The following is a 24,647-nucleotide window of genomic DNA, read 5'->3' on the forward strand; positions in this document are numbered from 1 at the left end:
CGGCAGTGGGCGGCTGGGCAAAGGAGCCACCGAGAATAAAGGCAAAACCCATGAAAAAAGGCAGCCCGGTTGCCCGGGCTGCCTTTTTGGCGGGATCGCAGGGGCGAATTACTTCGCTGCGGTCTTGCCGAAACGGTTGCGGAAGCGTTCCACGCGGCCACCCATGTTGTCCACCGACTTTTGCGTGCCGGTGTAGAAGGGGTGCGATTCAGAAGAAGTATCCAGCTTGAACAGCGGGTATTCCTTGCCTTCGTGGGTTTCGGTTTCCTTGGTGTTCACGCACGAGCGGGTCACGAACTTGAAACCGTTGGACAGGTCCACGAACAGAACTTCGCGGTAGTTGGGGTGAATGCCTTCTTTCATGATCTTCCTTTGAGTCAACTGCGGGAGCCGCACCGGCCAGTCCAATGTACTTTCCGCAAGAAAAAGCCCTCTATTATTGCACAGGCTGAGAATCAGCCCCCGCGACGCATCATGTCGAAGAAGTCCACATTGGTCTTGGTGGCCTTCATGTTCTTGATCATGAGCTCCATCGACTCGATCTCGTCCATGTTGTACATGAACTGGCGCAGGATCCGGGTCTTCTGCAGGATCTCGGGCGCCAGCAGCAGCTCTTCGCGGCGCGTGCCGCTCTTGTTGAGTTCGATGGCGGGGAACACGCGCTTTTCGTACAGGCGGCGGTTCAGGTGGATTTCGCAGTTGCCCGTGCCCTTGAACTCTTCAAAGATCACTTCGTCCATGCGGCTGCCGGTATCGACCAGCGCGGTGGCGATGATGGTGAGCGAGCCGCCTTCTTCGACCTTGCGGGCTGCGCCAAAGAAGCGCTTGGGGCGTTGCAGTGCAGCAGCGTCCACACCGCCCGACAGCACCTTGCCACTCGATGGCACGACGTTGTTGTAGGCGCGGGCCAGGCGGGTGATGGAGTCCAGCAGGATCACTACGTCCTTCTTCAGCTCGACCAGGCGCTTGGCGCGCTCGATCACCATCTCGGCCACGTGCACGTGGCGGGCAGCGGGCTCATCGAAGGTGGAGGCAATGATGTCGCCCTTGACCGTGCGCTGCATTTCGGTCACTTCTTCAGGGCGCTCGTCCACCAGCAGCACCATCAGGTGCACGTCGGGGTTGTTGGCCGTGATGGCGTGGGCGATGTGCTGCATCATCACCGTCTTGCCGCTCTTGGGCGGCGCCACGATCAGCGCGCGCTGGCCACGGCCGATGGGGGCGATGATGTCGATGATGCGGCCGGTGATGTTCTCGTCGCCCTTGATGTCGCGCTCCAGGCGCATCTGTTCCTTGGGGAACAGGGGCGTCAGGTTCTCGAACATCACCTTGTGCTTGTTCTGCTCCGGCGGGCCGCCGTTGACCGAATCCAGCTTGGTCAGGGCAAAGTAGCGCTCGCCGTCCTTGGGCGTGCGCACTTCACCTTCGATCATGTCGCCGGTGTGCAGGTTGAAGCGGCGCACCTGGCTGGGGCTGATATAGATATCGTCGGTGCTGGCCGTGAAGCTGGTGTCAGGGCTGCGCAGGAAGCCAAAACCGTCGGGCAGGATTTCCAGCACACCATCCGCAAACACCTGCTCGCCCGCCTTGGCGCGCTTCTTGATGATTGCAAACATCAACTCCTGCTTGCGCATGCGGCCCGTGTTTTCGATTTCGAGTTCTTCGGCCTGCTTCAGGACTTCAGACACGTGCAGTGCCTTGAGTTCATTTAAGTGCATGGATTGACTCCTTGGCGGAGCTGGTATGAATCTTGGGGGAGGTGGGCTGATGCCGGATGGGCTGCTGTTTGCAGGTCCGGCTCGCCAGGGATCTTGGTCCGGCTGCCAATGCGTGCAGCCCGGTGATCTGTGGGAATTATGACAGGAAAAAATGCGGGGGCTTCAGAGGCGCAACGCCTTGCCTTGCACGGCTGTCCGCTTGTTATTTACCCGCAGGTCTATCGCTCAACGAAAAAAGCCCCAGCGGCGGTGTTGCCGAGGGGCTTGGGGTGTGGGTCAGGCCAGTTGCTGGTCGATGAAGGCGGTCAATTGGGCCTTGCTCATCGCGCCGACCTTGGTGGCGGCGAGTTGGCCGTCCTTGAACAGCATCAAGGTGGGAATGCCGCGAATGCCGAACTTGGCGGGGATCTCGCGGTTTTCGTCCACATTCATCTTCGCGATCTGCAGTTTGCCCTGGTAGGTGCCTGCGACTTCGTCGAGGATGGGGGCAATCATCTTGCAGGGGCCGCACCACTCGGCCCAGTAGTCCACCAGCACGGGGGTGCTTGTTTTCAGCACGTCGGCTTCGAAGCTGGCGTCAGAGACATGTTTGATGAGTTCGCTGGCCATGGCGGATTCCTTGTTTTTGATCAGGTTGGGACCGGTGTACGTATAAAGTCTGGGCATTGTGACAGAAACCAATCCCCCATTCACCGGTATGGCCGGGGCCTGCGACGCTATGACTGTCATAGCGAAAAGCGATGATGGCGCAGGCTGGAGCTTGCACCTGTGGCAACGCACTCTGGCCCAGGTGGCGGCCCATGCCAGTGCCCGGTGCGCTCATCTGGCCCGCACCGTGGTGCTGGTGCCCTATGCCCAGCTCATGCCCTGGGGGCAACGCCTGTGGGGGCAGCAATTCCCGCAGGGCTTTGCTCCGCGTTTCGAGACGACCCGCAACTGGGCGCGCCAGCTGCAGGGTTTTGAGCCGTCGGCCGATGATTTTGCGGGCGACGCTGCGCGCGACACCCTCACGGCCCGCGCCCTGCTGGACCGCGTGGGGCAGGGCGCCCTGCGTGAAATGCTGGCCACGCCACTGCAAGAAGCCGCCGCCCAGCTGGCACCCGCCGTAGCGGCCGTGCCCCCCGCGCAGCGGGCGGCCTGGGGCGATGAGGCCCGCAAACTCTTGACCACTGCGGATGAAGGCGGTAGCCTGCACTACGAAGCCCTGGTAGCGCGTCTGGCGCTGGAATGGGTGCTGGCCTCACGGCACGCCACCGATGTGTTGTTTGAGCCCGGTGTGCGTGAGGTCGTGGATGCGCTGGTGGTGCTGGAGGGCTTTCAGTCAGATGCTTTGCCCCAGGCCCTGTTGGCCCATTGGGGCGAACGGGGCGCTTGCATCAAGCTGCCATCGCTGCTGGAAGACGCTTTGGCGCCACCCCAGCGTGCCTTGCACGCTGCCACCGACGCCGAAGACGAAGCCCACCGCGCAGCCGCCTGTGTCCTCAGCCACATCCGCGATGGCCGGGTGCCTGTTGCGCTGGCGGCCACCGACCGCGCGCTCATTCGCCGTGTGCTGGCCCATCTGGACAGCAGCGGTGTGCTGGTGCGCGATGAAAGTGGATGGATTCTGTCCACCACCCGTGCGGCGTCTCGCGTCATTGCCGCGCTGCAGGCCGCCTCGTGGAATGCCTCGTCCAACGACGTGTTGGACTGGCTCAAGCACACCCCCGCGCTGACGCCGGGCGAGATCAACCGACTGGAGCAGTGGCTGCGCAAAGGCGTGCTGCAGCACTGGAGCGCAGCCTCCGCTCAGGACCTGAGCACCCAGCCCCACCTGGCCCGCACCGTGGCCACGGTGGAGACCTGGCGCGACACCTTGCGTGCTGCGCGCCCCCTGGCGCAGTGGCTGCCCGCTCTGCGCGCCGTGCTGGAGCAAGCCGGGCAATGGCAGGGCCTGCAGGCCGACCCTGCAGGCATGCGTGTGCTGGCGGCGCTGCGCCTGCAAGACGGCCAGCAGGCGGAGCTGCAAAGTTGGGGCGACAGCGCGGGCCGCCGCATGACGCTGGCGGAGTTCACCCGGTGGGTGAAGGACGTGCTGGAGGCTGGGCGCTACGTGGCCTCGCAGGCCGCTAATGCGCCCGTGGTGGTGTTGCCGCTGCCCCAGCTGCTGGGCCGTCCCTTCGCGGCCGCCGTGCTCCCCGGCTGTGATGAAAAACGACTGCAGGCCGCTCCAGAGCCCACCGGAGACTGGTCCCAGGCCCAGCGCGAGGCCTGGGGTTTGCCCACACGCCAGTCGCTGGAGGCCGCGCAGCGGGCCGCCTGGGCCTATGCCCTGCGCGTGCCCGTGGTGGATGTGCTGTGGCGCACGGGCGACGAAGGCGGTGAGCCCCTGCTGGCCAGTGCCCTGGTGTTGGCACTGCAATTGGATGGCGCAGCCTCATCCGGCGCCGATCACCGCACTGCACGTGATGTGGTGGCAACCCCCACGCTGCGCCCTCAGCCCGTGGGCCAGGCGCTGCCCGTGCAGCAGCTCTCGTCCACCGCGTATTCCGACCTGCGCCACTGCCCCTACCGCTTCTTTGCCCAGCGCCAGTTGGGACTGCGCGAGGCCGACGAGCTGGACGCCGCGGTGGACAAGCGCGACTTTGGCAACTGGCTGCATGCGGTGCTGCAGCGCTTTCACGAAGACCTGCGCGATCAACCCACCGACGATGCGGGCGAGCGCAGCGCCCGCATGGACGCCGCCGCCGAGGCCATCACCCGCGAGCAGCGCCTGCAAGACGGCGACTTTTTGCCCTTTGCCGCAGGCTGGGCGCAACTGCGTGACGGCTATTTGCACTGGCTGGCCGGGCACGAGCAGCAAGGGGCGATGTTCCGCCAGGCCGAGGTCAAGGCCCGCCAGCCGCTGGGTGACCTGGAGCTGATCGGCACCATCGACCGCATCGACGGCGTCTCCAGCACCGGCGAGCCCACGGTGCTGGTGATCGACTACAAGACCGAAAGCGACAGCGTCACCCGCCAGCGCATCAAGAGCGGGGCGGAAGACACGCAGTTGCCGTTCTACGCCGCCCTGCTGCACCACGACACGCTGCGTGCCGCCTACGTCAATGTGGGCGAACGCGGCGAGACGCAATTGCATGAGCAGGACGAGGTCGTGCACCTTCGCGATGTGCTGATTGAAGGCATCCAGCACGACATGGCCCGCATCGCCGCCGGGGCGCCGCTGCCCGCGCTGGGTGAAGGCTCGGTGTGCGAGTTCTGCGCCGTGCGCGGCCTGTGCCGCAAAGACTACTGGGCAGATGCCGAACAGGCATTGCCCGCGCCAGAGACGCCATGACCGAGAGCCATTCCTCAACCATGCAGGCCGCTTACGAACACAACGGCCGCCCCGTCTCGCGCGAGGCCTTCTACGCCATTGCCTGCGACCCCGCGCGCAGCGTGGCGGTGGAAGCCTGCGCAGGTGCGGGCAAGACCTGGATGCTGGTCTCGCGCATGCTGCGGGCGCTGCTGGACGGGTGCGCGCCGCACGAAATCCTGGCCATCACCTTCACCAAAAAGGCTGCGGGCGAAATGCGCCAGCGCCTGCAGGAGTGGCTGGAGCAGTTCAGCCGCAAGCCGCTGGAGGAGCTGACGGCAGAGCTGATTGCACGCGGAATCAGCCCCCAGGGCGCACTGGAAAAGCGCGAGGCGCTACAAAATTTATATCGCCAACTTCTGGAGGCTGGCCGCCCGGTGCAGATCCGCACCTTCCACAGCTGGTTTGCCGCGCTGCTGGGCACGGCCCCGTTGGCGCTGTTGCAACAGCAAGGCCTGCCCGCGCACTTTGAGCTGCTGGAGGACGATGCCGAGGCCGTGCGCGAGGTTTGGCCGCCTTTCCTGCAGACCGTGGCTGAGAGCGCCAGCCTGCGCGCCGACTACGAAGCCGTGGTGGCCCGCCACGGCCGCTCGCAAACGCACAAGGCGCTGGCAGCGGCACTGGCCAAGCGCGTGGAGTTCGACTTGGCCGACGCGGCAGGTGTGGTGGATGCGTCGGTGCCACCGTTCCAGCAGGTCTACCCCGACCTGGCTGCTTTTGCCGAGCCTGCCGAGGCTCTGCAGACCGAAGCCGCCCTGCAACGCTGGCGCAGCCGTGCCAGCGCTCTGGGTGCTGAGTCCAACAAGACCCCGCAAAAGGCAGCGGACGCCATCATCGACGCGCTGGCCTGTCCCGACCTGAACCAGCGCCTGGACATGCTGCGCAAGGCCATGTTCGTCGCCAAGGAAGACCGCCTGTCGAAGAACCTGGAGAAGTTCCCCGCCGCGCAAGAGGCCGAGCCCGAGTTACAGCGCCTTCTGGTGGCCCGCCGCCAGCACGAGGCCTGGCAGCACCAGCAGCGCATGGCCCGGCTGGCGCGCTGCCTGATTGCGCAGTTTGCCGTCGTCAAGCAGCAGCACGGCTGGGTGGACATGAACGATGTGGAGCGCACGGCCCTGGTCATGCTGGCCGACCCCGTCCTTTCCGGCTGGGTGCAAGAACGGCTCGATGCGCGCATCCGCCACCTGCTGGTCGATGAGTTCCAGGACACCAACCCGCTGCAGTGGCAGGCGCTGCACGCGTGGCTGGCGGGCTATGCGGGCTCGGGCGGCGGCTCTGCCGCGCCCAGCGTGTTCATCGTGGGCGACCCCAAGCAGAGCATCTACCGCTTTCGCCGTGCCGAGCCGCAGGTCTTTATCGCCGCGCAGGCCTTTGTGCGCGACGGGCTGGGCGGCGATCTGCTCAGCTGCGACCACACGCGCCGCAACGCGCAGGGCGTAATTGCCGCCGTCAACGCCGTCATGGGCCAGGCCCAGGCGCAGCACGAGACCACAGGCTTTCGCGACCACACCACCGAATCCAAACACACGGGCCAGCTGCTGCGCCTGCCCGCCATCACCGATGACGACGATGCGAGCGATGGAAGCAGCTCCGCCCGCGACCCGCTGGCCTGGCGCGACAGCCTGACCGAACCCCGCCACGAAGCCGAAGAAACCCAGCGCATGCGCGAATGCACGCAGGCCGCCGCCTGGGTAGCTGCGCAGATTGCCAACGGAACGCCGCCCAAAGAGGTGCTGGTGATGGCCCGCAAGCGCGACCGTCTAGCTACCATGCAAGAGGCCCTGCGCGCTCTGCACCTGCCCTGCGTGCAGCCCGAAAAGTCCGACCTGTTTGACGCCCCCGAGGTGCAGGACATGGTGGCGCTGCTCGATGCGCTGGTCTCGCCCACGCACGACCTGTCGCTGGCGCGCGCACTCAAGTCGCCGTTTTTTGGCCTGGGCGACGATGCCCTGGTGGCCCTGGCCGTGCTGCGCCGCCAGCCCGAGCATGCGGGCTGCAGTTGGTTTGATTTGCTATTAAAAAGTGAGCTTCTACCGCATGAAATTCAAGCGCTAGGGGGCGTTTTGATTCAATATCAGGGCTGGGTGCAGCGCCTGCCCCCGCACGATGCGCTGCACGCCATCTATGAGCATGGCGATGTGCTGGCCCGCTTTGCTGCCGCCGCGCCCGTCACCCAGCGCCAGGCCGTGCAGGCCAACCTGCGTGCGTTGCTGGCCGCCGCGCTGCAGCACGACGGGGGGCGCTACCTCACGCCCTATGCGTTTGTGCGCGCCATGAAGAAGGGCGGCGTGCGCGCCCCCGGCCGGGCCGATGCGCAGGCCATACGCCTGCTGACAGTGCACGGTGCGAAGGGGCTGGAGGCCGACTGCGTGCTGCTGCTAGACACCGACACCCGCCCGCAGAAGGCCGAAACCATGGGCGTGCTGGTGGACTGGCCCGGCGAGCAGCCCGCGCCCTCGGCCTTCATCTTTTTGGCCAGCGAATCCAACCCGCCCCCCAGTGCCGAGGCCACGCTGGCCGCCGAGCAGCAGGCCCGCAGCCGGGAGGAGCTGAACATGCTCTACGTGGCCATGACGCGCGCCAAGCACTGCCTGGCGCTGTCGTCGGTGCAGCCCAGCAACTCGGCCCCCGGCAGCTGGTGGAACCGGCTGGCTCCCCTGGTCACCGAGGTTGATCCGCAAGCCCAAGCCCCGGCAGAGCATGGCGCAGAAGCCGCTGCCCCCGCTGATGCACCGGAAACCTTCACCATCCCCAGCCTGCCCGCGCTGCCCGAGGCCCTGCAAACCGCCCGTGTGCACACCGCCGACGGGCTGGAGGGCGATGCCCCCGTGGCCATGCCGGGCGATGCGGAATCTACCCCGCTGTCGCGCCAAGGCGATGCCATGCACCAGCTGTTGGAGCAGGCCGGTGTGGCCGGTGCCCCGCTGGCCGAAGTGCGTGCCCATGGCTGGCCCGCCGCGCGCCTGGCCCGCCTGGCTGCAGACCACGACATCACCCCCGTCGCCGCCGAGCAGGCCGCCCGCATGGCACAGGCCATTCTGGGGGGCGAGGGCGCCTGGGCATGGGACCCGGCGCTGGTCCAGACCGCCATCAACGAGGCCCCGCTGCACTACCAGGGCCAGAGCCTGCGCATCGACCGGCTGGTGCAGCGCCGCGCCGTGCAGGCCGATGACGCCTTGGCGGGCTGGTGGGTGCTGGACTACAAGAGTGCCGCGCAGCCCCAGCGCCAGCAAGCCTTGGTGGCGCAGTTGGAACGCTACCGCGATGCTGTATCTGCGTTGATGCCGGGCGAGGCAGTGCACGCGGCCTTCCTGACCGGCGATGGGCGTTTGGTGACGGTGGGCGATGCGCCGAATGTTGCGGGGGTATCGGTCGCAACGCCTTCTGCGGTGGGGCATACTTCGGCCCCCGTTGCGCCGGTCGCCCCGGTAAAACCCGCACGCGCCCGCACTGTGCCCGGGCCCGAGGATTCACCCCAAGGCTCTTTGTTCTGAGTCGTTTTTTCAACCCTCTGGCAGCGCAGCGTTCCTCATTTTCAGCAAGGTCCTTACGTGTCCCACACCCTTTCTCCTTCCGATACACCCACCCTGTCTGCGGAGACCCTGCAGTGCGATGTGGCCGTCATCGGCGGCGGCCCGGCGGGCCTGATGGCTGCCGAGGTGCTGGCCCAGGCGGGTGTGGCCGTGCATGTGTTTGACGCCATGCCGTCCGTGGGCCGCAAGTTTTTGCTGGCAGGCAAGGGCGGGCTCAACCTCACACATTCCGAGCCGCACGAGCCCTTTGTGGGACGTTATGCCGGGCGCGAGCAGCAGATCGAGCCGCTGGTCCGCGCCTTTGGCGGCCCCGAGCTGCGCGCTTGGGCGCAGGGGCTGGGGATGGAGACCTTTGTGGGCACATCGGGCCGCGTGTTCCCCGCCGACATGAAGGCCGCGCCGCTGCTGCGCGCCTGGCTGCAGCGCCTGCGCGGGCAGGGGGTGCTGTTCCACATGCGCCACCGCTGGCTGGGTTGGGCCGACGAGGGCGCGCTGCGTTTTGCGGCTCCGGCTGGCGAGGTGCGCGTGACCGCCCAGGCAGTGGTGCTGGCGCTGGGCGGCGGCAGCTGGGCGCGCCTGGGGTCGGACGGTGCCTGGTTGCCGTTGCTGGCGCAGCGCGGGGTGGCGGTGGCGCCGCTGCGCCCGTCCAACTGCGGTTTTGACGTGTTGCGCGCTGACGCCCCGGTGGGCGAAACGCGCCGCGCCTTTTTGCAAGAGCTGCTGGGCCGCACGCCCAAGCCCACGGTGGGCTGGACGCCGCATTTTTCCGAGAAGTTCGTGGGCCAGCCCTTCAAGACGGTGGCGCTGAGCTTCACTGACAGCCAGGGCCGCAGCTTCAGCCGCCGGGGCGAGTTTGTGGTCACGGCCACGGGGGTGGAGGGCAGCCTTGTCTATGCCGTGTCGCACCTGCTGCGCGACGAGGTGCAAGCCCACGGCCATGCCACGTTCCACCTCGATCTGTTACCTGACCACAGTGCCGAGCGTGTGTTGGTGGAAGTGCGCCACCCGCGCGGATCGCGCTCGCTATCCAGCCACCTTAAGAGCCGTTTGGGCTTGGACGGAATCAAGGCGGGCATCCTGTACGAGCACCTTGGCAAGGACGGCATGAACGACCCCGTGGCCTTGGCCCACGCGATCAAGGCCCTGCCCATCACCGTGGTGGCTGCACGCCCGCTGGACGAGGCCATCAGCACGGCGGGCGGTGTGGCGTTTGAGGCGCTGGACGCGCACCTCATGGCAACGGCCTTGCCGGGCGTGTTCTGCGCAGGGGAAATGTTGGACTGGGAGGCGCCTACCGGTGGCTATCTGCTCACCGCCAGCATGGCCAGCGGCCGGGTGGCGGGGGAAGGCGCGCTGCGCTGGCTGCGTGGCTTGTCGGCTTGACGCTAGAGCCGCTGTGGCAAGCAGGGCCTTGCGCAAGCCAATACGGCCTGCCACTGCGTGCTGCGGAAATACTAAAGAGAGGGGATTTTTGCGCGACCGCGCAAAAAGAAAGAAGAAGTTGACGAGCCTTACCCCCGGCACTGACTCCACGGTTAGGGCTGCTTGGTTCCCCACCTGACCCGGTTGGCCGCTTCACCATGCGAGGAGGCCCGTCACCGCTGATTGTACGTCGGATGAAGGCCCTGATTTTTCAGTGGCTGTTTTGTTTGCCCTGACGGTGCCATGGGCGCCTGGCCCAACCCGTAGAATCGCCCGCATGTCCTACCTCGTGCTCGCCCGCAAGTACCGCCCTCGCAATTTCACCGAGATGGTGGGGCAGGAGCATGTGGTCCAGGCCCTGTCAAATGCGCTGACCCAGCAGCGCCTGCACCACGCCTACCTGTTTACCGGCACGCGCGGTGTGGGCAAGACCACGGTGTCGCGCATTCTGGCCAAGTCGCTCAACTGCCAGGGGCCGGATGGCAACGGCGGCATCACTGCCATGCCCTGCGGCGTGTGCCAGGCCTGCACCGACATCGACAGCGGCCGTTTTGTGGACTACACCGAGCTGGACGCTGCCTCAAACCGGGGCGTAGACGAGGTGCAAAGCCTGCTGGAGCAGGCGGTTTACAAGCCGGTGCAGGGGCGCTTCAAGGTCTTCATGATCGACGAAGTGCACATGCTCACCAACACGGCGTTCAACGCCATGCTCAAAACGCTGGAAGAGCCGCCCGAATACCTCAAGTTTGTGCTCGCCACGACCGACCCGCAAAAGGTGCCGGTGACGGTGCTGAGCCGCTGCTTGCAATTCAACCTGCGCCCTATGGCGCCCGAGACGGTGCTGGAGCACCTGACCCGTGTGTTGGCCAACGAGAACGTGCCCGCCGAGCCGCAGGCCTTGCGCTTGCTTTCGCGTGCCGCGCGGGGCTCCATGCGCGATGCTCTGTCGCTGACCGACCAGGCCATCGCGTTTGGCAGCGGCCAGCTGCAGGAAGCGGGTGTGCGCCAGATGCTGGGCGCGGTGGACCGCTCCTATGTGTTCCGCTTGATTGATGCGCTGGCCCAGGGGGATGGCAAGACCGTGGTCGAAACCTCGGACGCGCTGCGCATGAACGGCCTGTCGGCCGCCTCCACGCTGGAAGAAATGAGTGCCGTGCTGCAGCGCATGGCCGTGTTCCAGGCTGTGCCGCAGATGGCTGGTGCGGTGGACGCCGACGACCCCGAGGCCGCCGAAACCGCCCGCCTGTCTGCGCTGATGCCCGCCGACGAAACACAATTGCTCTACAGCCTGTGCCTGCACGGGCGCGGCGAGCTAGGCCTGGCGCCCGACGAGTACGCGGCGCTCACCATGGTGCTGCTGCGCCTGCTGGCTTTCAAGCCGACCGGCGGTGCAGGTGGCGCTGGCGAATCGGCTGAAAAAAAAACTCTGACGCGGGCTGAAACGACAGCCTCCAGCCCTGTTTTGACAGGTACCGTGGGTGCATCGGCCGCCCTGGCTGCGCCGGTCGCTGCGGCTCCGCAGGCCTCGTCTGTAGCACCTGCACCCAAAGTCCCTGCGCCCGCTCCGGTGGCCGCGCCAGCGTCTACTGCGGTGGCGCGCCCTGTCCCCGCTCCAGCGGATGACCCTGCGGCTGCATCGGTGCACGATTCCGAGCCACCCCCATGGCCAGGATCTGATGAACCGGGTGAGGTGGCTACGGCGCCAGCGCCTGCCGCGATGGCTTTGCCTGTGCGCACCCCCGAGAGGTTGGGGCAAAACCCCGGTGCAGTGCAATCCGTCAAAGCGCAAGGCGCTCCTGAATATGTAGCAATTCCGGTGCGCGAAGCGCCGGAGCCTGGCGAGCGGCTGCAGCCGCTTCCGCTGTCTGCACCTACCCCGGTCTCCGTCCGCTACACGCCCACCGAAGAGGGCGATGTCTGGCACACCACCGTGCAGCAACTGATCGCAGCCGAAGCGATCACAGCGCTGGTGCGCGAGCTAGCCCTGCAGTCGCAGCTGGTGGCGCGCGATGGGGGGCACTGGCTGCTGCGGGTGGAGCGTGAGTCGCTCAACCAGCCCACGGCGCGCGAACGCCTGCGCGCTGCGCTGGAGACGGCCGGCCATGCCACGCAGATCAGCGTCGAGGTGGGTGTGGTCATCGACAGCCCCGCCCGCCGCAATGCCGCTGCTGCGGCCGAGCGCCAGCGCCGCGCCGAGGAAATCGTGCACAACGACCCCTTCGTGCAATCGCTGATGCGGGACTATGGCGCGAGAATCGTGCCGGGCAGCATCAAGCCTGCGTGACCGACCCTGAAGCCCTCACAAGCTCTGTTACCCATTCACTAGACTAGAAACCGAAAAGGAAACTACACCATGTTCAACAAAGGACAACTCGCCGGCCTGATGAAGCAAGCCCAGGCCATGCAGGACAACCTCAAGAAGGCCCAGGACGAACTGGCCTTCATCGAAGTCGAAGGCGAATCGGGCGCGGGCCTGGTGAAGGTGGTCATGACCTGCAAGCACGACGTCAAGCGCATCACCATCGACCCCAGCCTGCTGGCCGAAGACAAGGACATGCTGGAAGACCTGGTGGCGGCTGCGTTCAATGCGGCGGTGCGCAAGGCCGAGGAGACTTCGGCGGAGAAGATGGGCAAGCTCACAGCGGGCATGCCAGGCCTCCCCGGCGGCATGAAATTCCCTTTCTGAGGACTGGCTAATGCGCGCCCGCCATGCGTCGTTGGGCGGTGCTCGGAATCCTCACGTACTTCAAGTACGTTCCGGTTCCTGTGCTCCGGCCGCCTAGCAGCTCATCCCGCTCGCTACGCCCTGGAGGGCGGGGGGTGAAAGGCAGGTAGAAACTGGCCCGCGCCCTGACTGCCTTTCGGGCGCAGCTTGTCGAAGCCTCGTTCCACATACCGCCAACTCCAATTCTCGGATCGCCTCTCATCCCATGTCCACCACCAACTCCCTCGATGTTCTGATCCAGGCGCTGCGCCGGCTGCCGGGGGTGGGGGTGAAGTCTGCGCAGCGCATGGCGTTTCATCTGCTGCAGCATGACCGTGAAGGGGCGCTGGCGCTGTCGCGCGCCCTGGGGGAGGCGGTGGGCACCGTGCATCACTGCGCGCGTTGCCATACGTTCACTGAGGCCGAGGTGTGCAGCACCTGCCTGGACCCCGAGCGCGATGCCACGCGGCTGTGTGTGGTCGAGACGCCTGCGGACCAGTCGGCGCTGGAGCGCACGGGCGCCTTCAAGGGGTTGTACTTTGTGCTGATGGGGCGGCTCAGTCCGCTGGATGGGGTGGGGCCGAAGGAGATAGGCCTGCACAAGCTCATGGACCGCGCCACGGACGGCACCGTGCAGGAGGTGATCCTGGCGACCAATTTCAATGCCGAGGGCGAGGCCACGGCCCATGTGATCAGCGAGGCGCTCAAGAGCCGGGGGCTCCATGTCACGCGGCTTGCGCGCGGCGTGCCAGTGGGCAGCGAGCTGGAGTATGTGGACCTGGGCACGATTGCGCATGCGCTGGTGGATCGCCGGTGACCTGGATGTGCCTACCTGCCTGTGAGCCAGTCCGCTGGCTGGCAAAGGTCTGCAGCTAAAATACTCTCAATTTAATAGCTGCCAGTGCTTGTGTTTGCTGCGCTGGGGCCTCAAAAGCATCAAAAAATGAATACCACCCTGCACGTCGCACGGTTTACCGTGGCCTATTGGTGTGTGCTGTTTGCCGCACTGCTGCCGATTGCCTGCGCCTGGCTGGCCAAAAGCGGCAACTTGGGCAAGTCCCGCAAAGAGGGCGGTTTTGACAACCACGACCCGCGCGGCTGGCTCTCGCGGCAGTCCGACTGGCGTGGCCGCGCCAACGCAGCGCAGGCGAACAGCTTTGAAGCGCTGCCATTTTTCATCGGTGCGGTCATCATCGCCCACCTGCTGGGGGCAGGCCAGACGCTGCTGGACTTGCTGGCGCTGCTGTATGTGTTTCTGCGCATCTTCTACGTGATGATGTATGTGGCGGACATGCCAACGGCGCGCAGCGCGGTCTGGGCCGGTGGTTTTCTGGTCAATATCGCCATCCTATTCATCGGTTACCGTTAGGCGCGCCGGGAGCGTTTTGCACCACCGGTGGTGCCCCGCAGTGGGCGCCTGCACAGGGCGGTACGTAGTAACCCGCAGGGATTCACCCTGATGCGGTTTTGCCTGCGCTGCGGCACGATTGTTGCAATGCAGCATTGTCTTTTTGCCTGATTCCATGTCCTTGCCTCCACTCACCCGCCGCGCCTTTGGCGCCGTTTCTGCCTTGTCGGCGGCTGCGGTGTGGGCGCCTGCCATCGGGGTGCGTGCGCAGACCGATGGCGCGGCGCTGGGGCGGGTGACCGTGGCGGTTGGCGGCCAGGGCGTTCTGTACCACCTGCCGCTGGCGCTGGCCGATGCGCTGGGGTACTTCCGCCTGGAAGGCCTGGACGTGGTGGTGCGGGACTACTCAGCGGGAGCGCTGGCCTGGCAGGCGGTGCAGGACGGTGCGGCCGATGTCTGTTCCGGTGCGTTCGAGCATGTGTTGCGTGCGCAGGCGCGCGGTCATGCCTACCGTGCGCTGGTGGTGCAGGGTCGGGCGCCACAACTGGCGCTTGGTGTGTCCCTGCGGTCGGTACCGGCGTACAAAGATCTGGGCGACCTCGCAGGGCGCAAGGTGGGCGTGTCGTCGGTGGGCTCCTCCACCCACTTGGCCGCCAGCCTGATGCTGATGCGCGCAGGTGTGCCTTTGCGGGAGGTGTCGTTTGTGGGCGTGGGCTCGGGCACCAATGCCATGAACGCGCTGCGTTCCGGCCAGGTGCAGGCGTTGTGCCATGCCGATCCCATCATGACCCTGCTGGAGCAAAAGGCGGACACCCGTATCGTGGGGGACCTGCGCTCGCTCAAGGCCGCGCAGGACATGTTCAGCGGCACGATGCCCGCCAGTTGCCTGTATGCGCCCCAGGCGTTCATCCAGAAGCAGCCTGCCCAGGCCCAGGCCCTGGTCAATGGCGTTGTGCATGCGCTCAAATGGTTGCAGACGGCGGCGCCAGCCGATCTGGTTAAAACGGTGCCACCTGCCTATCTGATGGGCGACCGGGGGCTGTACCTGGCGGCGTTCAGCCGCGTGCGTGAGACTTACTCCACCAATGGCCTGATGCCGGACGAAGGCCCTGCTACCGCATTGCGGGTGCTGTCGCGGGTGTTGCCCGAACTGGCCGAGGCCAAGATCGAACTGGCCCGCACCTCCACCAGCGACTTCGTGCGCAAGGCACGCCAGAAGTACAGCGTCTGACGAATTACGGTTGTGGGTGGGGGCGGCTGAGGCTTCTGGCATCGACTACAGTGTTAGCCGCCTGCACAGATGCCACCACTGCACCGCGATCACTCCGCGCAACCGGCATTGCGCAGGCTTCGCATGCAGCGCTTGTGCTGCGCCATTCCCGAGCCATTTTTCAAGGACCCTTCACCATGTCGCTGAGCCTCAGCATCGGCCCGCTCGTTTCCCTGATCGCAGGCATTCTTATTTTGGTCATGCCGCGCCTGCTCAGCACCATCGTGGCGCTCTACCTGATCATCATGGGCATTTTGGGGCTGCTGGGCCTGCACACGCTCCGTTTCTGAGCACGGCCCCAGCCACTCAGCCCTGCGATGTCCTGCCAGCCTTCGCGGCCGGCAGGGGCGCGGGTCAGCGGCGCTTGACTTTGGAGGGCGTGCCTCCGCGCCGCGAGGGCGCGGGTGCCTGGCGTTTGGCCGCGGTGCCGACCGAGGCACGGGCGCTACTGCTACTCCGCGCTTGGCCCTGGCGCACCGGCAGGTACACCACAACCTGCTGGCCTACCTTGAATGCGGCATTCGCCCGCACGTCGTTCCAGTCGGCCACGCTGGCGGCTGCCAGCTTGTAGCGCCGCGCGATGCTGGCCACCGTGTCGCCCTTGCCGGCGCGCACGGTGGTGCGGCGGGTGACGATCTCGGGGGTGAGGCTCAGCTGGCCGTTGTCGGCCAAGTGGGACGACACGTCTTGCCGTGTGGTTGTGGAGCGCGGCACCATCAGGGCCGAGCCCGCCTTGATCAGCATGCGCGGCGGGATGTTGTTCATGCTCCGCAAGTCGGCTTCGCTCATGCCCGCACGCTGGGCCGCCTCTGCCACGCTCATGGTCGTGGGCACGGACCACACGGTCCAGCTGGCGTACTGGCCTTCGCGCTTGGCTTCGAGATTGCGCTGGAAGACCTTGGCGTTGTCCCAGGGCAGCAAGATTTGTGGTGTGCCTGCCGCCAGGATCACAGGCCGCTTGAACGAAGGGTTGAGCGCACGGAAGTCTTCCTCCCGGATACCTGCCAGCGATGCCACCAGCGACACGTCGATGTCGTGCGTGATGTCCACGGTCTGGAAGTAGGGGTGGTTTTCGATCAGCGGCAATTCAGTGTTGAACGCCTCTGGGTTGGCCACGATGTTCTTCACTGCCTGCAGCTTGGGCACATACATCCGGGTCTCTGCCGGCATGTTCAGGTCGGTGTAGCTCGTGCCCAGCCCCAGCTTCTGGTTGCGGGCAATGGCGCGGCCCACGCTGCCTTCGCCCCAGTTGTAGGCAGCCAGAGCCAAGTGCCAGTCGCCAAACATCCCGTAGAGCTTTTGCAGGTAGTCCAGCGCTGCGCGGGTGGACGCCAGCACGTCGCGGCGGTCGTCGCGGAATGCGTTCTGCTTGAGGTCGAAATAGTTGCCCGTGGCAGGCATGAACTGCCACATGCCTGCGGCCTTGGCGCTCGATACGGCCTGGGGATTGAACGCGCTCTCGATGTACGGCAGCAGTGCCAGCTCGGTGGGCATGCCCCGGCGTTCCAGCTCTTCAACGATGTGGAACAGGTATTTGCTGGACCGCTCCGTCATGCGCTGCATGTAGTCAGGGCGGGTGGCATACCACTGCTCGCGGTCCTGCACCAGCTCGTGCTGCAGGTCAGGCATGGCAAAGCCGCGCCGGATGCGGTCCCACAGGTCGGCCGGGGCCGACAGCGACGCCACCTCGCCACTCGCGGCTTGCGCGGCGGTGATGGGTTTGAGCGGGCCGTTGGGGATGACAGGAGTGTGGGGGGCGATAGGGGCTTTGGTGCTGGTGGTGCTGCCGCCAGCAGCGGCCTGGTCGGGCACTGACCCCGTGGTGGCGCAACCTGTCAGCCACAAAAGGCCAGCCAGGCAGGCAATGTGCAAAATTTTCATCGGAACTCGTTTTTCCATTGACGCAGCGCGGCCAGCACCGCTACAGCGTCGTCAAGGGGCACCTGCGCGTCGTAGCCCTGGGCGGCTTGTGCCACCTGGCCCTGCCGCACGCGCAGAAAGGGGTTGATGTCTCGCTCCAGTGCCATCTGCGAGGGCAGGGTGGGCTGGTTCTGGGCCCGCAAGGCCTCGCATTGGCTGCTGTAGTGGAGCAGGGCTGCGTTGCCAGGTTCCACGGCACGTGCAAACTTCAGGTTCGACAGGGTGTACTCGTGGGTGCAGCACACCCGGGTGTTGCCGGGCAGCGCAGCCAGCCGGTCCAGCGACTCCAGCATCTGCGCAGGCGTGCCTTCGAACAGCCGCCCGCAGCCGCCCGAGAACAACGTATCTCCGCAGAACAGCAGGGGCTCGCCGTCCATGTCGGCGCAGTAGTAGGCGATGTGGCCGGCCGTATGCCCCGGCACATCGATGACCTGGAACTGCAGCCCCAGCGCGTTGACGGTATCGCCCTGCGCCAGCCGCGACAGCGGCTCTGGGATGCGCTCCCGTGCAGGGCCATACACCTGTGCGCCTGTGGCGGCGCGCAGGGCATCGACTCCACCGACATGATCGGCATGGTGGTGCGTGACTAGAATGGCCTGCAATGTCAGGCCCCAGCGGTGCAAGGCCTGCTCCACCGGCGCGGCTTCTCCCGGGTCCACCACGATGGCCTGGCGGCCGTCGTGCAGCATCCAGATGTAGTTGTCGGTAAAGGCGGGCAGCGGTAGCAAGTTCATGAGCGATCAAATTATAGGTTTGCACCACTGGTTCGACTCCCCCCCCGGCCGCTATCTGCTCGCTTGGGAACAGGCGCGCTTTGACGAGGCGGTGGCCAACATTTTTGGCTACCACAGCCTGCAGCTCGGCATGCCGCTGCTGGACGGCCTGCGTGCCAACCGCATGCCCCACCAATGGCTGGCCATGGGCCAGGAGGCGGTGGAAGGTTCCATCGCCTTTGTCGAGACTGGGGGTGTCGATGGCCCGCTGCAGCGTCGCGCGGTGGACTTGCTCACCGAGCCCGTGGCCCTGCCTTTCCCCGCCGCCAGCCTGGACCTGCTGGTGCTGCCGCACACACTGGAGCTGAGCATCGACCCCCATGCCGCGCTGCGTGAAGTGGAACGGGTGCTGGTGCCCGAGGGGCGCGTGGTCATCAGCGGCCTGAACCCCACCAGCCTGTGGGGCCTGCGGCAGCGGCGTGCGCGGCTGTACCAGCGGCTGGGGCGGGGCAACCTGTACCTGCCTGACGTGGGCGAGTTCATTGGTTACCGCCGCCTACGCGATTGGCTGCGGCTTTTGAATTTCGAGGTCGAATCGGCCCGTTTTGGCTGTTATCGTCCAGCGGTGCGTACCGCGCACTGGCTGGAGCGTTTTGGCTGGATGGACCCTCTGGGTGAAAGATGGTGGCCCATCCTGGGCGCCGCGTATTTCCTGGTGGCCGTCAAACGGGTGCATGGCATGCGTTTGCTGGAGCCTGCCTGGCGCACCCATCGTCAGCGTGCGGCGGGCACCGTGCCCATCGCCAACCGGGCGTCACAACGCGGGGTGAGTTCTTCGCGGGCCGCCCCGCCGGCAGCCCGGCACGAGCCTTGAGCCCATTCGTATCCGGTTGCCCGGCAGATCCATCCCCGGTGCTGCAACCATCCATCACATTGTCAGGAACAGAGTTTGAACCAGGTAGAGATTTACACCGATGGCGCCTGCAAGGGCAACCCCGGACCCGGCGGATGGGGCGTGTTGCTGCGCTCCGGCGCGACCGAAAAAGAGCTGTTTGGTGGCGAACTGGGCACCACCAACAACCGCATGGAGCTGATGGCGGTGATCGAAGCGCTCTCGGCCCTCAAGCGCCCCTGTGCCGTGACGCTGTACCTGGACAGCGAGTACGTGCGCAAGGGCATCACCGAGTGGATCCATGGCTGGAAGGCCAAGGGCTGGCGCACCGCCTCCAAGCAGCCCGTCAAGAACGTGGAGCTGTGGCAGCGGCTGGATGCGCTGGTCAGCACCGGCGGTCACCGCATTGAGTGGCGCTGGGTGAAGGGGCACTCGGGCGACCCGGGCAACGAGCGTGCCGACGAGTTGGCCAACCGGGGCGTGGACCAGGCCCTGGGCCGCAGATAGCCTGAAAGTCGACTCAGCGTTTCACACAAGCCTCTTCGGAGGCTTTTTTCATGGCCGTGCCGGGGACTGCCGCTTGCGGCCAATGCCCTGGGATATTGCAGCGCATGGCTGCGGCTGCATACACCCACTGTTACATTGTGTGACTGCACTCCCCACCTCAACGGATTGACTGACCCATGGCGTCCAAGAACAAGTACCTCGTTTTCGCTGTCATCGGCATCGCGGCGGCATCGGGCGCCGCCTGGTGGTTGCAGAAACCAGCCCAGCCACCGCAGCGTTCCGAGGGCGGTGCGGGCACGCCAGCGGGCGGTGGCGCCGCTGCCGGGGCCGGCCGCCCCGTGGCCGTGGAGGCCGTGACCGTGCGGAAGATGGCGCTGCGCGACGATGCCGAAGCCGTGGGCAGCCTCAAGTCGCGCCAGAGCGTCATGCTGCGCCCCGAGGTGGGGGGGCGCATCACCCAGCTCAATTTTCACGATGGCCAGCGCGTGCGGCGTGGGCAGGTGCTGGTGCAGCTGGACGACCAGTTGCCCCGTGCGCAGATTCAGCAAAGCCAGGCCGAGTTGTCGATTGCGCAGGCCAACCACAAGCGCAACCAGGAGCTGGTGGCCCAGGGTTTTATCAGCCAACGCTCTGTGGATGAGAGTGCTGCCAACCTGGAAGTGGCCCAGGCCAAGCTGGCGCTGGCCCAGGCCACCGCCCAGCGCCTCAAGATCGTGGCCCCGTTCGATGGCATTGCGGGCATTCGGGGCGTCAACGTGGGCGACTACCTCAAGGACGGGGCCGACATCGTCAACATTGAAGACCTCGATGCGGTGTATGTGGACTTCCGTCTGCCCGAGCGGTTGCAGAGCAAGGTGCGCCCGGGCCAGACCGCGCAAGTCACGTTTGACGCACTGCCGGGCGTGCGCTACGCCGCCCTGGTGCAGGCCATCAGCCCGCAGATCGATGCGGATGGGCGGGCCATTGCGGTGCGCGGCTGCATCGACAACCGCCGACTGCAATTGCGCCCCGGCATGTTCGCGCGGGTGACGACCGTGTTCTCCGAACGCAGCGACGCGCGCGTGGTGCCCGAAGAAGCCATCGTGCCCGACGGCTCCAGCCCCTATGTGCTCAAGGTGGTGGAGGGCAAGGAGCCCGGCAGCAAGGTGACGCGCCGCACCCCGGTGCAGCTGGGCGTGCGCTCGCCCGGATGGGTGGAGGTGCTGGACGGCCTGAGCGCTGGTGACCTGGTGGTCACGGCGGGCCAGCAGCGCATCCGCAAGGACGGCACCGAGGTGCGCGTGGTGGAACTGGGCAAGCAGGGCAACGGTGGCGCGGCGGCCTCAGCTGCGCGCCCGGCGTCGGGCGCTGCGGGTGCTGCGGGTGCTGCGGGTGCTGCGGGTGCTGCGGGTGGGGTGGGCCCCAAGGCTGCAGCAGTGGCTGATGCGCCTGCGCCGAGCACCTCTGCGGCGCCAGCATCTCCATCTCCCGTTACAGCCTCCTCGGTGCCGAGCGCGATGGCGGTTCGCAGTGAGGCCCAACCCCTGCCAGGTCCCAACCCTTGTCAGCTGGCTGGAAGCTCGACCCGATCAACGGCCCCGGGCCACCGTGCGCCTGTCTGACGGGCTGCCTGTCGTCACCCTCTGATGCCTACGGACTGCCATGCAACTCGCTGAAATCTCCATCCGCCGGCCGGTGTTTGCCACCGTGCTGTCGCTGCTGGTGCTGCTGATTGGTGCGGTGAGCTTCACGCGCCTGTCGGTACGCGAATACCCCAAGATCGACGAACCCGTGGTCACCGTCAGCGTGCGTTACGCGGGCGCGTCGGCCGAGGTGATCGAATCGCAGGTCACCAAGCCGCTGGAAGACTCCATCGCCGGGATCGACGCGGTGGATGTGATCACCTCCATCAGCCGGGCCGAACAAAGCCAGATCAGCGTGCGCTTTCGGCTGGAGAAAGATGCCGACAATGCGGCGGCTGAGGTGCGCGACCGCACGGCCCGTGTGCGCAACCGCCTGCCACTCGCGGTGGATGAGCCCGTGATTGCCAAGGTCGAGGCCGACGCCTCGCCCGTGATGTGGCTGGCCTTTAGCAGCGACACGCGCACCCCGCTGGAGGTCAACGACCTCATCAATCGCATCGTCAAGCCCCGCCTGCAGACCGTGACCGGTGTGGCTGACGTGCCGATTTACGGCGAGCGCAAATACGCCATGCGGGTGTGGCTGGACCCCGAACGCATGGCCGGTTACCGCCTGACCACGCAGGACGTGGAAGACGCCATCCGCCGCAACAACCTGGAACTGCCCGCGGGCCGCATCGAGTCGCAGCAGCGTGAGTTCAGCGTGACCTCGCAGACCGACCTCAAAACCCCGGCGCAGTTTTCCGACATCGTGATTCGCACGGTCAACGGGTTCTCGGTGCGTGTGCGCGATGTGGCGCGGGTGGAAGAAGGCCCTGCCAGCGACCGCAGCCGCGTGCGGCTCAACGGCCGCGATGCCATCTCGGTGGGCGTAATCCGCCAGGCCACGGCCAACCCGCTGGAGCTGTCCAAGGGCGTGCGCGCCATGATCCCCCTGCTCAAGGCTGACCTGCCGCCAGACATCGGCATCGATATTGCCAACGACAACTCGCTGTTCATCGACCGCTCCATCAAGAGCGTGTACTCCACCATCATCGAGGCCGTTGTGCTGGTGGCCCTGGTGATCTTTGTGTTCTTGCGCACCTTCCGGGCGTCCATCATCCCCATCATCACCATCCCGGTCAGCCTGGTGGGCAGTTTTGCGCTGATGGCACTGGCGGGCTTTTCGATCAACACGCTCACGCTGCTGGCGCTGGTGCTGGCCATCGGCCTGGTGGTGGACGACGCCATCGTGATGCTGGAGAACATCTACCGCCACATCGAAGAGGGGCTCGACCCGTTCTCGGCCGCCATCAAGGGTGCCCGTGAAATCGGCTTTGCCATTGTGGCCATGACGCTCACGCTGGTGGCGGTGTTTGCGCCGCTCGCATTCACGCCAGGCCGCACGGGGCGCCTGTTTGTGGAGTTTGCACTGGCGCTGGCCGGGGCCGTGGTGGTGTCGGGCTTTGTGGCCCTGACGCTCTCGCCCATGATGTGTTCACTGCTGCTCAAGCACAACCCGAATCCCAACTGGTTCGACCGCTCCATGGAGCGCTGGCTCACGGCCCTGTCGGACGCGTATGGCCGTTTGCTGCGCTGGATCGTCACGGCCCGCTGGGGCGGCACGGGTTCTGGGCGGGGCGGTGTGCGGGGTGCGCTGGTCCAGGCCCGCTGGATCGTGCTGGGCGTCATGGCCTTGAGCGGTGCGGCGCTGGTACTCGTGTTTCCCAGCATGCGGCAGGAGCTGTCGCCGCTGGAAGACCGAGGCACCATTTTGGCCAGCGTGACCGCACCCGACGGCGCCACGCTGGACTACACCAACCGCTATGCGCTGGAGCTGGAAAAGATCGGCAACACCTACCCCGAATTCGACCGCGTGTTTGCCAACATCGGCAACCCCACGGTGGCACAGGGCAGCGTCATCTACCGCACCGTGGACTGGGAAAAGCGCGACCGTACCACGCTGGCCCTGGCCAAGGAGCTGCAGCCCAAGGTGGCGGGCCTGCCCGGCGTGAATGCTTTTCTGATCACACCGCCGTCGCTCGGCCAGGGCTTTCGCTCGCGGCCCCTCACCTACGTGATCCAGACCTCGGACAGCTACGAAAACCTGAGCAAGGTGGTGGCCGCGTTCATGGCCGAGATTGCGCAGAACCCCGGCATCGTGTCCCCCGACGTGGACCTGCGCCTGAACAAGCCCGAGCTGCGCATCGAGGTCAACCGCGAACGCGCCGCCGACCTGGGCGTGAGTGTGGAAGTGGTGGCCAAGGCCATCGAGACCATGTTGGGCGGCCGCACTGTCACCCGCTACAAGCGTGATGCCGAGCAGTACGACGTGATCGTGCAGACCGAGGCCCGGGGCCGCACCACGCCCGAGAACATCGACACCATCTACGTGCGCGGCCGTAACGACGCGATGATCCCGCTGACCAGCCTGGTCAACGTGCGCGAAAGCGTGAGCCCGCGTGAGCTGAACCACTTTGGCCAGCGCCGCTCGGCCACCATCACGGCCAACCTGTCGTCCGATTACTCGCTGGGCCAGGCCATCACCTTCATGAACGAGACGGCCGCCAAGGTGCTCAGGCCCGGCTACACCACCGACCTGAACGACACCTCGCGCGAGTTCAAGAGCTCGCAAGGCGCGCTGGGCGTGGTGTTTGTGCTGGCGCTGGTGTTCATCTTCCTGGTGCTGGCGGCGCAGTTCGAGAGCTTCATCGACCCGCTCGTCATCATGGTGTCGGTGCCTCTGTCGATGATTGGTGCGCTGCTGGCGCTCAAGTGGAGCGGCGGCTCGCTCAACGTGTATTCGCAGATTGGGTTGATCACCCTAGTGGGCTTGATCACCAAACACGGCATCCTGATCGTAGAGTTCACCAACCAGCTGCGCGAAGAGGGCGTGGAGATGGTGGACGCGCTCGTCAAGGCCTCGGCCCAGCGCCTGCGGCCTATCCTGATGACCACTGGGGCCATGGTCCTGGGAGCCATCCCGCTGGCACTTGCCACGGGTGCTGGCGCCGAAACGCGCACCCAAATCGGCTGGGTGATTGTGGGCGGCATGTCGCTGGGCACGCTGCTCACCATTTTTGTGGTGCCCACCATGTACACACTGTTCGCCCGCAAGGCGGTGCCGGGGGCCAACACGGCGGTGGCGTTGGACGCGCCGGCACACCCGCTGCACCCGCACGACTATGTGGCCAAGTAGTCTTCAGTATGGCGCGGGCTGACAAGCCCGGCAGTTAAAACCACACAGACCATACAAGGCAGGAAAGGGTCCCGTCGGGCCCTTTCTGCTTTTCCGTACATGCGTCAACGATGTGTGGGTCGAGTTGGCGGCGCGGGCGACTCAGGCCAGCACCGACTGCACCGCGTCCTGCAGCTCTTGCCCGCCCTGGGGGCGCACCAGGCGGGCCACTTCCAGACCGTCTTTCAGGAACACCAGCGTGGGCCAAAGCTTCACGCCGAACGTGCGGCCCAGGTGCTGGCCGGGTCCATCTTCCACCTTTACGTGGGCAATGTCCGCGCGGTCCTTCAGCGCGGCCTCGATCAGCGGCTGGGCGCGCTGGCAGTGGCCGCACCAGGGAGTGCCGAACTCGACCACCGTGGCGCCGGGCAGGCGGTCCACATCGTCTCGGGATGGGGGTTGTGTAAGGTGTTGTGCGGCGTAGGGCATGGCGTGATTTGCGGTTTGTGA

At 66.0% G+C, this 24,647-nt stretch carries 19 protein-coding genes and 1 other RNA gene; 13 read left to right on the forward strand and 7 right to left on the reverse strand.

Features of this window, described 5'->3' with window-relative positions; translation table 11 throughout:
- Window positions 1–108 precede the first annotated feature (108 nt).
- The 3 genes from ACOYR4_RS08805 to trxA all read right to left on the reverse strand — a co-directional run bounded on the left by ACOYR4_RS08805 (window position 109) and on the right by trxA (window position 2,327).
- Window positions 109–363 carry a type B 50S ribosomal protein L31 gene (locus ACOYR4_RS08805; RefSeq protein ID WP_015013594.1) on the reverse strand — a complete coding sequence of 85 codons (255 nt, stop codon included), beginning with the start codon at window positions 361–363 and terminating at the stop codon, window positions 109–111.
- A 92-nt stretch (window positions 364–455) separates the two neighbouring features.
- Window positions 456–1,718: a transcription termination factor Rho gene (rho, locus tag ACOYR4_RS08810; protein ID WP_060987513.1), complete on the reverse strand. Its 1,263-nt coding sequence runs from the start codon at window positions 1,716–1,718 to the stop codon at window positions 456–458.
- A 276-nt stretch (window positions 1,719–1,994) separates the two neighbouring features.
- Window positions 1,995–2,327, reverse strand: coding sequence for a thioredoxin TrxA (gene trxA / locus ACOYR4_RS08815; protein WP_295941403.1), 333 nt, complete (start codon window positions 2,325–2,327; stop codon window positions 1,995–1,997).
- A 109-nt stretch (window positions 2,328–2,436) separates the two neighbouring features.
- Between trxA and ACOYR4_RS08820 the strand changes: the two genes are divergently transcribed.
- The 3 genes from ACOYR4_RS08820 to ACOYR4_RS08830 all read left to right on the forward strand — a co-directional run bounded on the left by ACOYR4_RS08820 (window position 2,437) and on the right by ACOYR4_RS08830 (window position 9,968).
- Window positions 2,437–5,034, forward strand: coding sequence for a PD-(D/E)XK nuclease family protein (locus ACOYR4_RS08820; protein ID WP_422849272.1), 2,598 nt, complete (start codon window positions 2,437–2,439; stop codon window positions 5,032–5,034).
- Entirely contained in the window at window positions 5,031–8,546 is a 3,516-nt protein-coding gene (locus ACOYR4_RS08825) for a UvrD-helicase domain-containing protein (protein ID WP_422849273.1), read from the forward strand. Before ACOYR4_RS08820 ends, ACOYR4_RS08825 begins: the two co-directional genes overlap by 4 nt.
- A gap of 153 nt (window positions 8,547–8,699) precedes the next feature.
- Window positions 8,700–9,968, forward strand: coding sequence for a TIGR03862 family flavoprotein (locus tag ACOYR4_RS08830; RefSeq protein ID WP_422849637.1), 1,269 nt, complete (start codon window positions 8,700–8,702; stop codon window positions 9,966–9,968).
- 117 nt (window positions 9,969–10,085) lie between these two features.
- Here ACOYR4_RS08830 and ffs read toward each other — a convergent pair.
- Window positions 10,086–10,182, reverse strand: an RNA gene (ffs, locus tag ACOYR4_RS08835) — signal recognition particle sRNA small type.
- Window positions 10,183–10,284: 102 nt separating this feature from the next.
- Between ffs and dnaX the strand changes: the two genes are divergently transcribed.
- The 6 genes from dnaX (at window position 10,285) to ACOYR4_RS08865 (ending at window position 15,619) form a co-directional block, all read left to right on the forward strand.
- Complete coding sequence (dnaX, locus tag ACOYR4_RS08840; RefSeq protein WP_422849274.1) at window positions 10,285–12,291, forward strand: DNA polymerase III subunit gamma/tau; 2,007 nt, start codon at window positions 10,285–10,287, stop codon at window positions 12,289–12,291.
- A 69-nt stretch (window positions 12,292–12,360) separates the two neighbouring features.
- The gene (locus ACOYR4_RS08845) at window positions 12,361–12,693 is read left to right on the forward strand and encodes a YbaB/EbfC family nucleoid-associated protein (protein WP_015013601.1); all 333 of its coding nucleotides are present in this window, start codon (window positions 12,361–12,363) and stop codon (window positions 12,691–12,693) included.
- A gap of 244 nt (window positions 12,694–12,937) precedes the next feature.
- Entirely contained in the window at window positions 12,938–13,528 is a 591-nt protein-coding gene (gene recR / locus ACOYR4_RS08850) for a recombination mediator RecR (RefSeq protein ID WP_209820408.1), read from the forward strand.
- A gap of 126 nt (window positions 13,529–13,654) precedes the next feature.
- Window positions 13,655–14,080: an MAPEG family protein gene (locus tag ACOYR4_RS08855; protein WP_015013603.1), complete on the forward strand. Its 426-nt coding sequence runs from the start codon at window positions 13,655–13,657 to the stop codon at window positions 14,078–14,080.
- A gap of 154 nt (window positions 14,081–14,234) precedes the next feature.
- On the forward strand, window positions 14,235–15,290 hold the full coding sequence (locus ACOYR4_RS08860; RefSeq protein WP_422849275.1) for an ABC transporter substrate-binding protein: 1,056 nt from the start codon (window positions 14,235–14,237) through the stop codon (window positions 15,288–15,290).
- Window positions 15,291–15,466: 176 nt separating this feature from the next.
- Window positions 15,467–15,619 carry a DUF3096 domain-containing protein gene (locus ACOYR4_RS08865; RefSeq protein ID WP_422849276.1) on the forward strand — a complete coding sequence of 51 codons (153 nt, stop codon included), beginning with the start codon at window positions 15,467–15,469 and terminating at the stop codon, window positions 15,617–15,619.
- Between the two features lie 64 nt (window positions 15,620–15,683).
- Here ACOYR4_RS08865 and ACOYR4_RS08870 read toward each other — a convergent pair whose 3' ends face one another.
- Window positions 15,684–17,210, reverse strand: a complete 1,527-nt coding sequence (locus tag ACOYR4_RS08870) for a transglycosylase SLT domain-containing protein (protein WP_422849277.1) — start codon at window positions 17,208–17,210, stop codon at window positions 15,684–15,686.
- Window positions 17,207–17,983 carry a hydroxyacylglutathione hydrolase gene (gene gloB, locus ACOYR4_RS08875; RefSeq protein WP_422849278.1) on the reverse strand — a complete coding sequence of 259 codons (777 nt, stop codon included), beginning with the start codon at window positions 17,981–17,983 and terminating at the stop codon, window positions 17,207–17,209. Before gloB ends, ACOYR4_RS08870 begins: the two co-directional genes overlap by 4 nt.
- On the opposite strand from gloB, the gene ACOYR4_RS08880 reads away from it, so the two are divergent.
- The 4 genes from ACOYR4_RS08880 to ACOYR4_RS08895 all read left to right on the forward strand — a co-directional run bounded on the left by ACOYR4_RS08880 (window position 17,982) and on the right by ACOYR4_RS08895 (window position 24,158).
- A complete protein-coding gene (locus ACOYR4_RS08880; protein WP_422849279.1) occupies window positions 17,982–18,836 on the forward strand; it encodes a class I SAM-dependent methyltransferase in 855 nt (284 codons plus the stop codon). The two genes, gloB and ACOYR4_RS08880, sit on opposite strands and share 2 nt — an antisense overlap.
- A gap of 75 nt (window positions 18,837–18,911) precedes the next feature.
- A complete protein-coding gene (rnhA, locus tag ACOYR4_RS08885) occupies window positions 18,912–19,361 on the forward strand; it encodes a ribonuclease HI (RefSeq protein ID WP_422849280.1) in 450 nt (149 codons plus the stop codon).
- 176 nt (window positions 19,362–19,537) lie between these two features.
- Complete coding sequence (locus ACOYR4_RS08890) at window positions 19,538–20,962, forward strand: efflux RND transporter periplasmic adaptor subunit (protein ID WP_422849281.1); 1,425 nt, start codon at window positions 19,538–19,540, stop codon at window positions 20,960–20,962.
- 40 nt (window positions 20,963–21,002) lie between these two features.
- Complete coding sequence (locus ACOYR4_RS08895) at window positions 21,003–24,158, forward strand: efflux RND transporter permease subunit (RefSeq protein WP_422849282.1); 3,156 nt, start codon at window positions 21,003–21,005, stop codon at window positions 24,156–24,158.
- 141 nt (window positions 24,159–24,299) lie between these two features.
- On the opposite strand, the gene ACOYR4_RS08900 is transcribed toward ACOYR4_RS08895, so the two are convergent.
- On the reverse strand, window positions 24,300–24,626 hold the full coding sequence (locus tag ACOYR4_RS08900) for a thioredoxin family protein (RefSeq protein ID WP_422849283.1): 327 nt from the start codon (window positions 24,624–24,626) through the stop codon (window positions 24,300–24,302).
- Window positions 24,627–24,647 lie beyond the last annotated feature (21 nt).

Source organism: Acidovorax sp. M14 (assembly GCF_049331375.1).
In the GTDB taxonomy this organism is placed as follows: domain Bacteria; phylum Pseudomonadota; class Gammaproteobacteria; order Burkholderiales; family Burkholderiaceae_C; genus Acidovorax.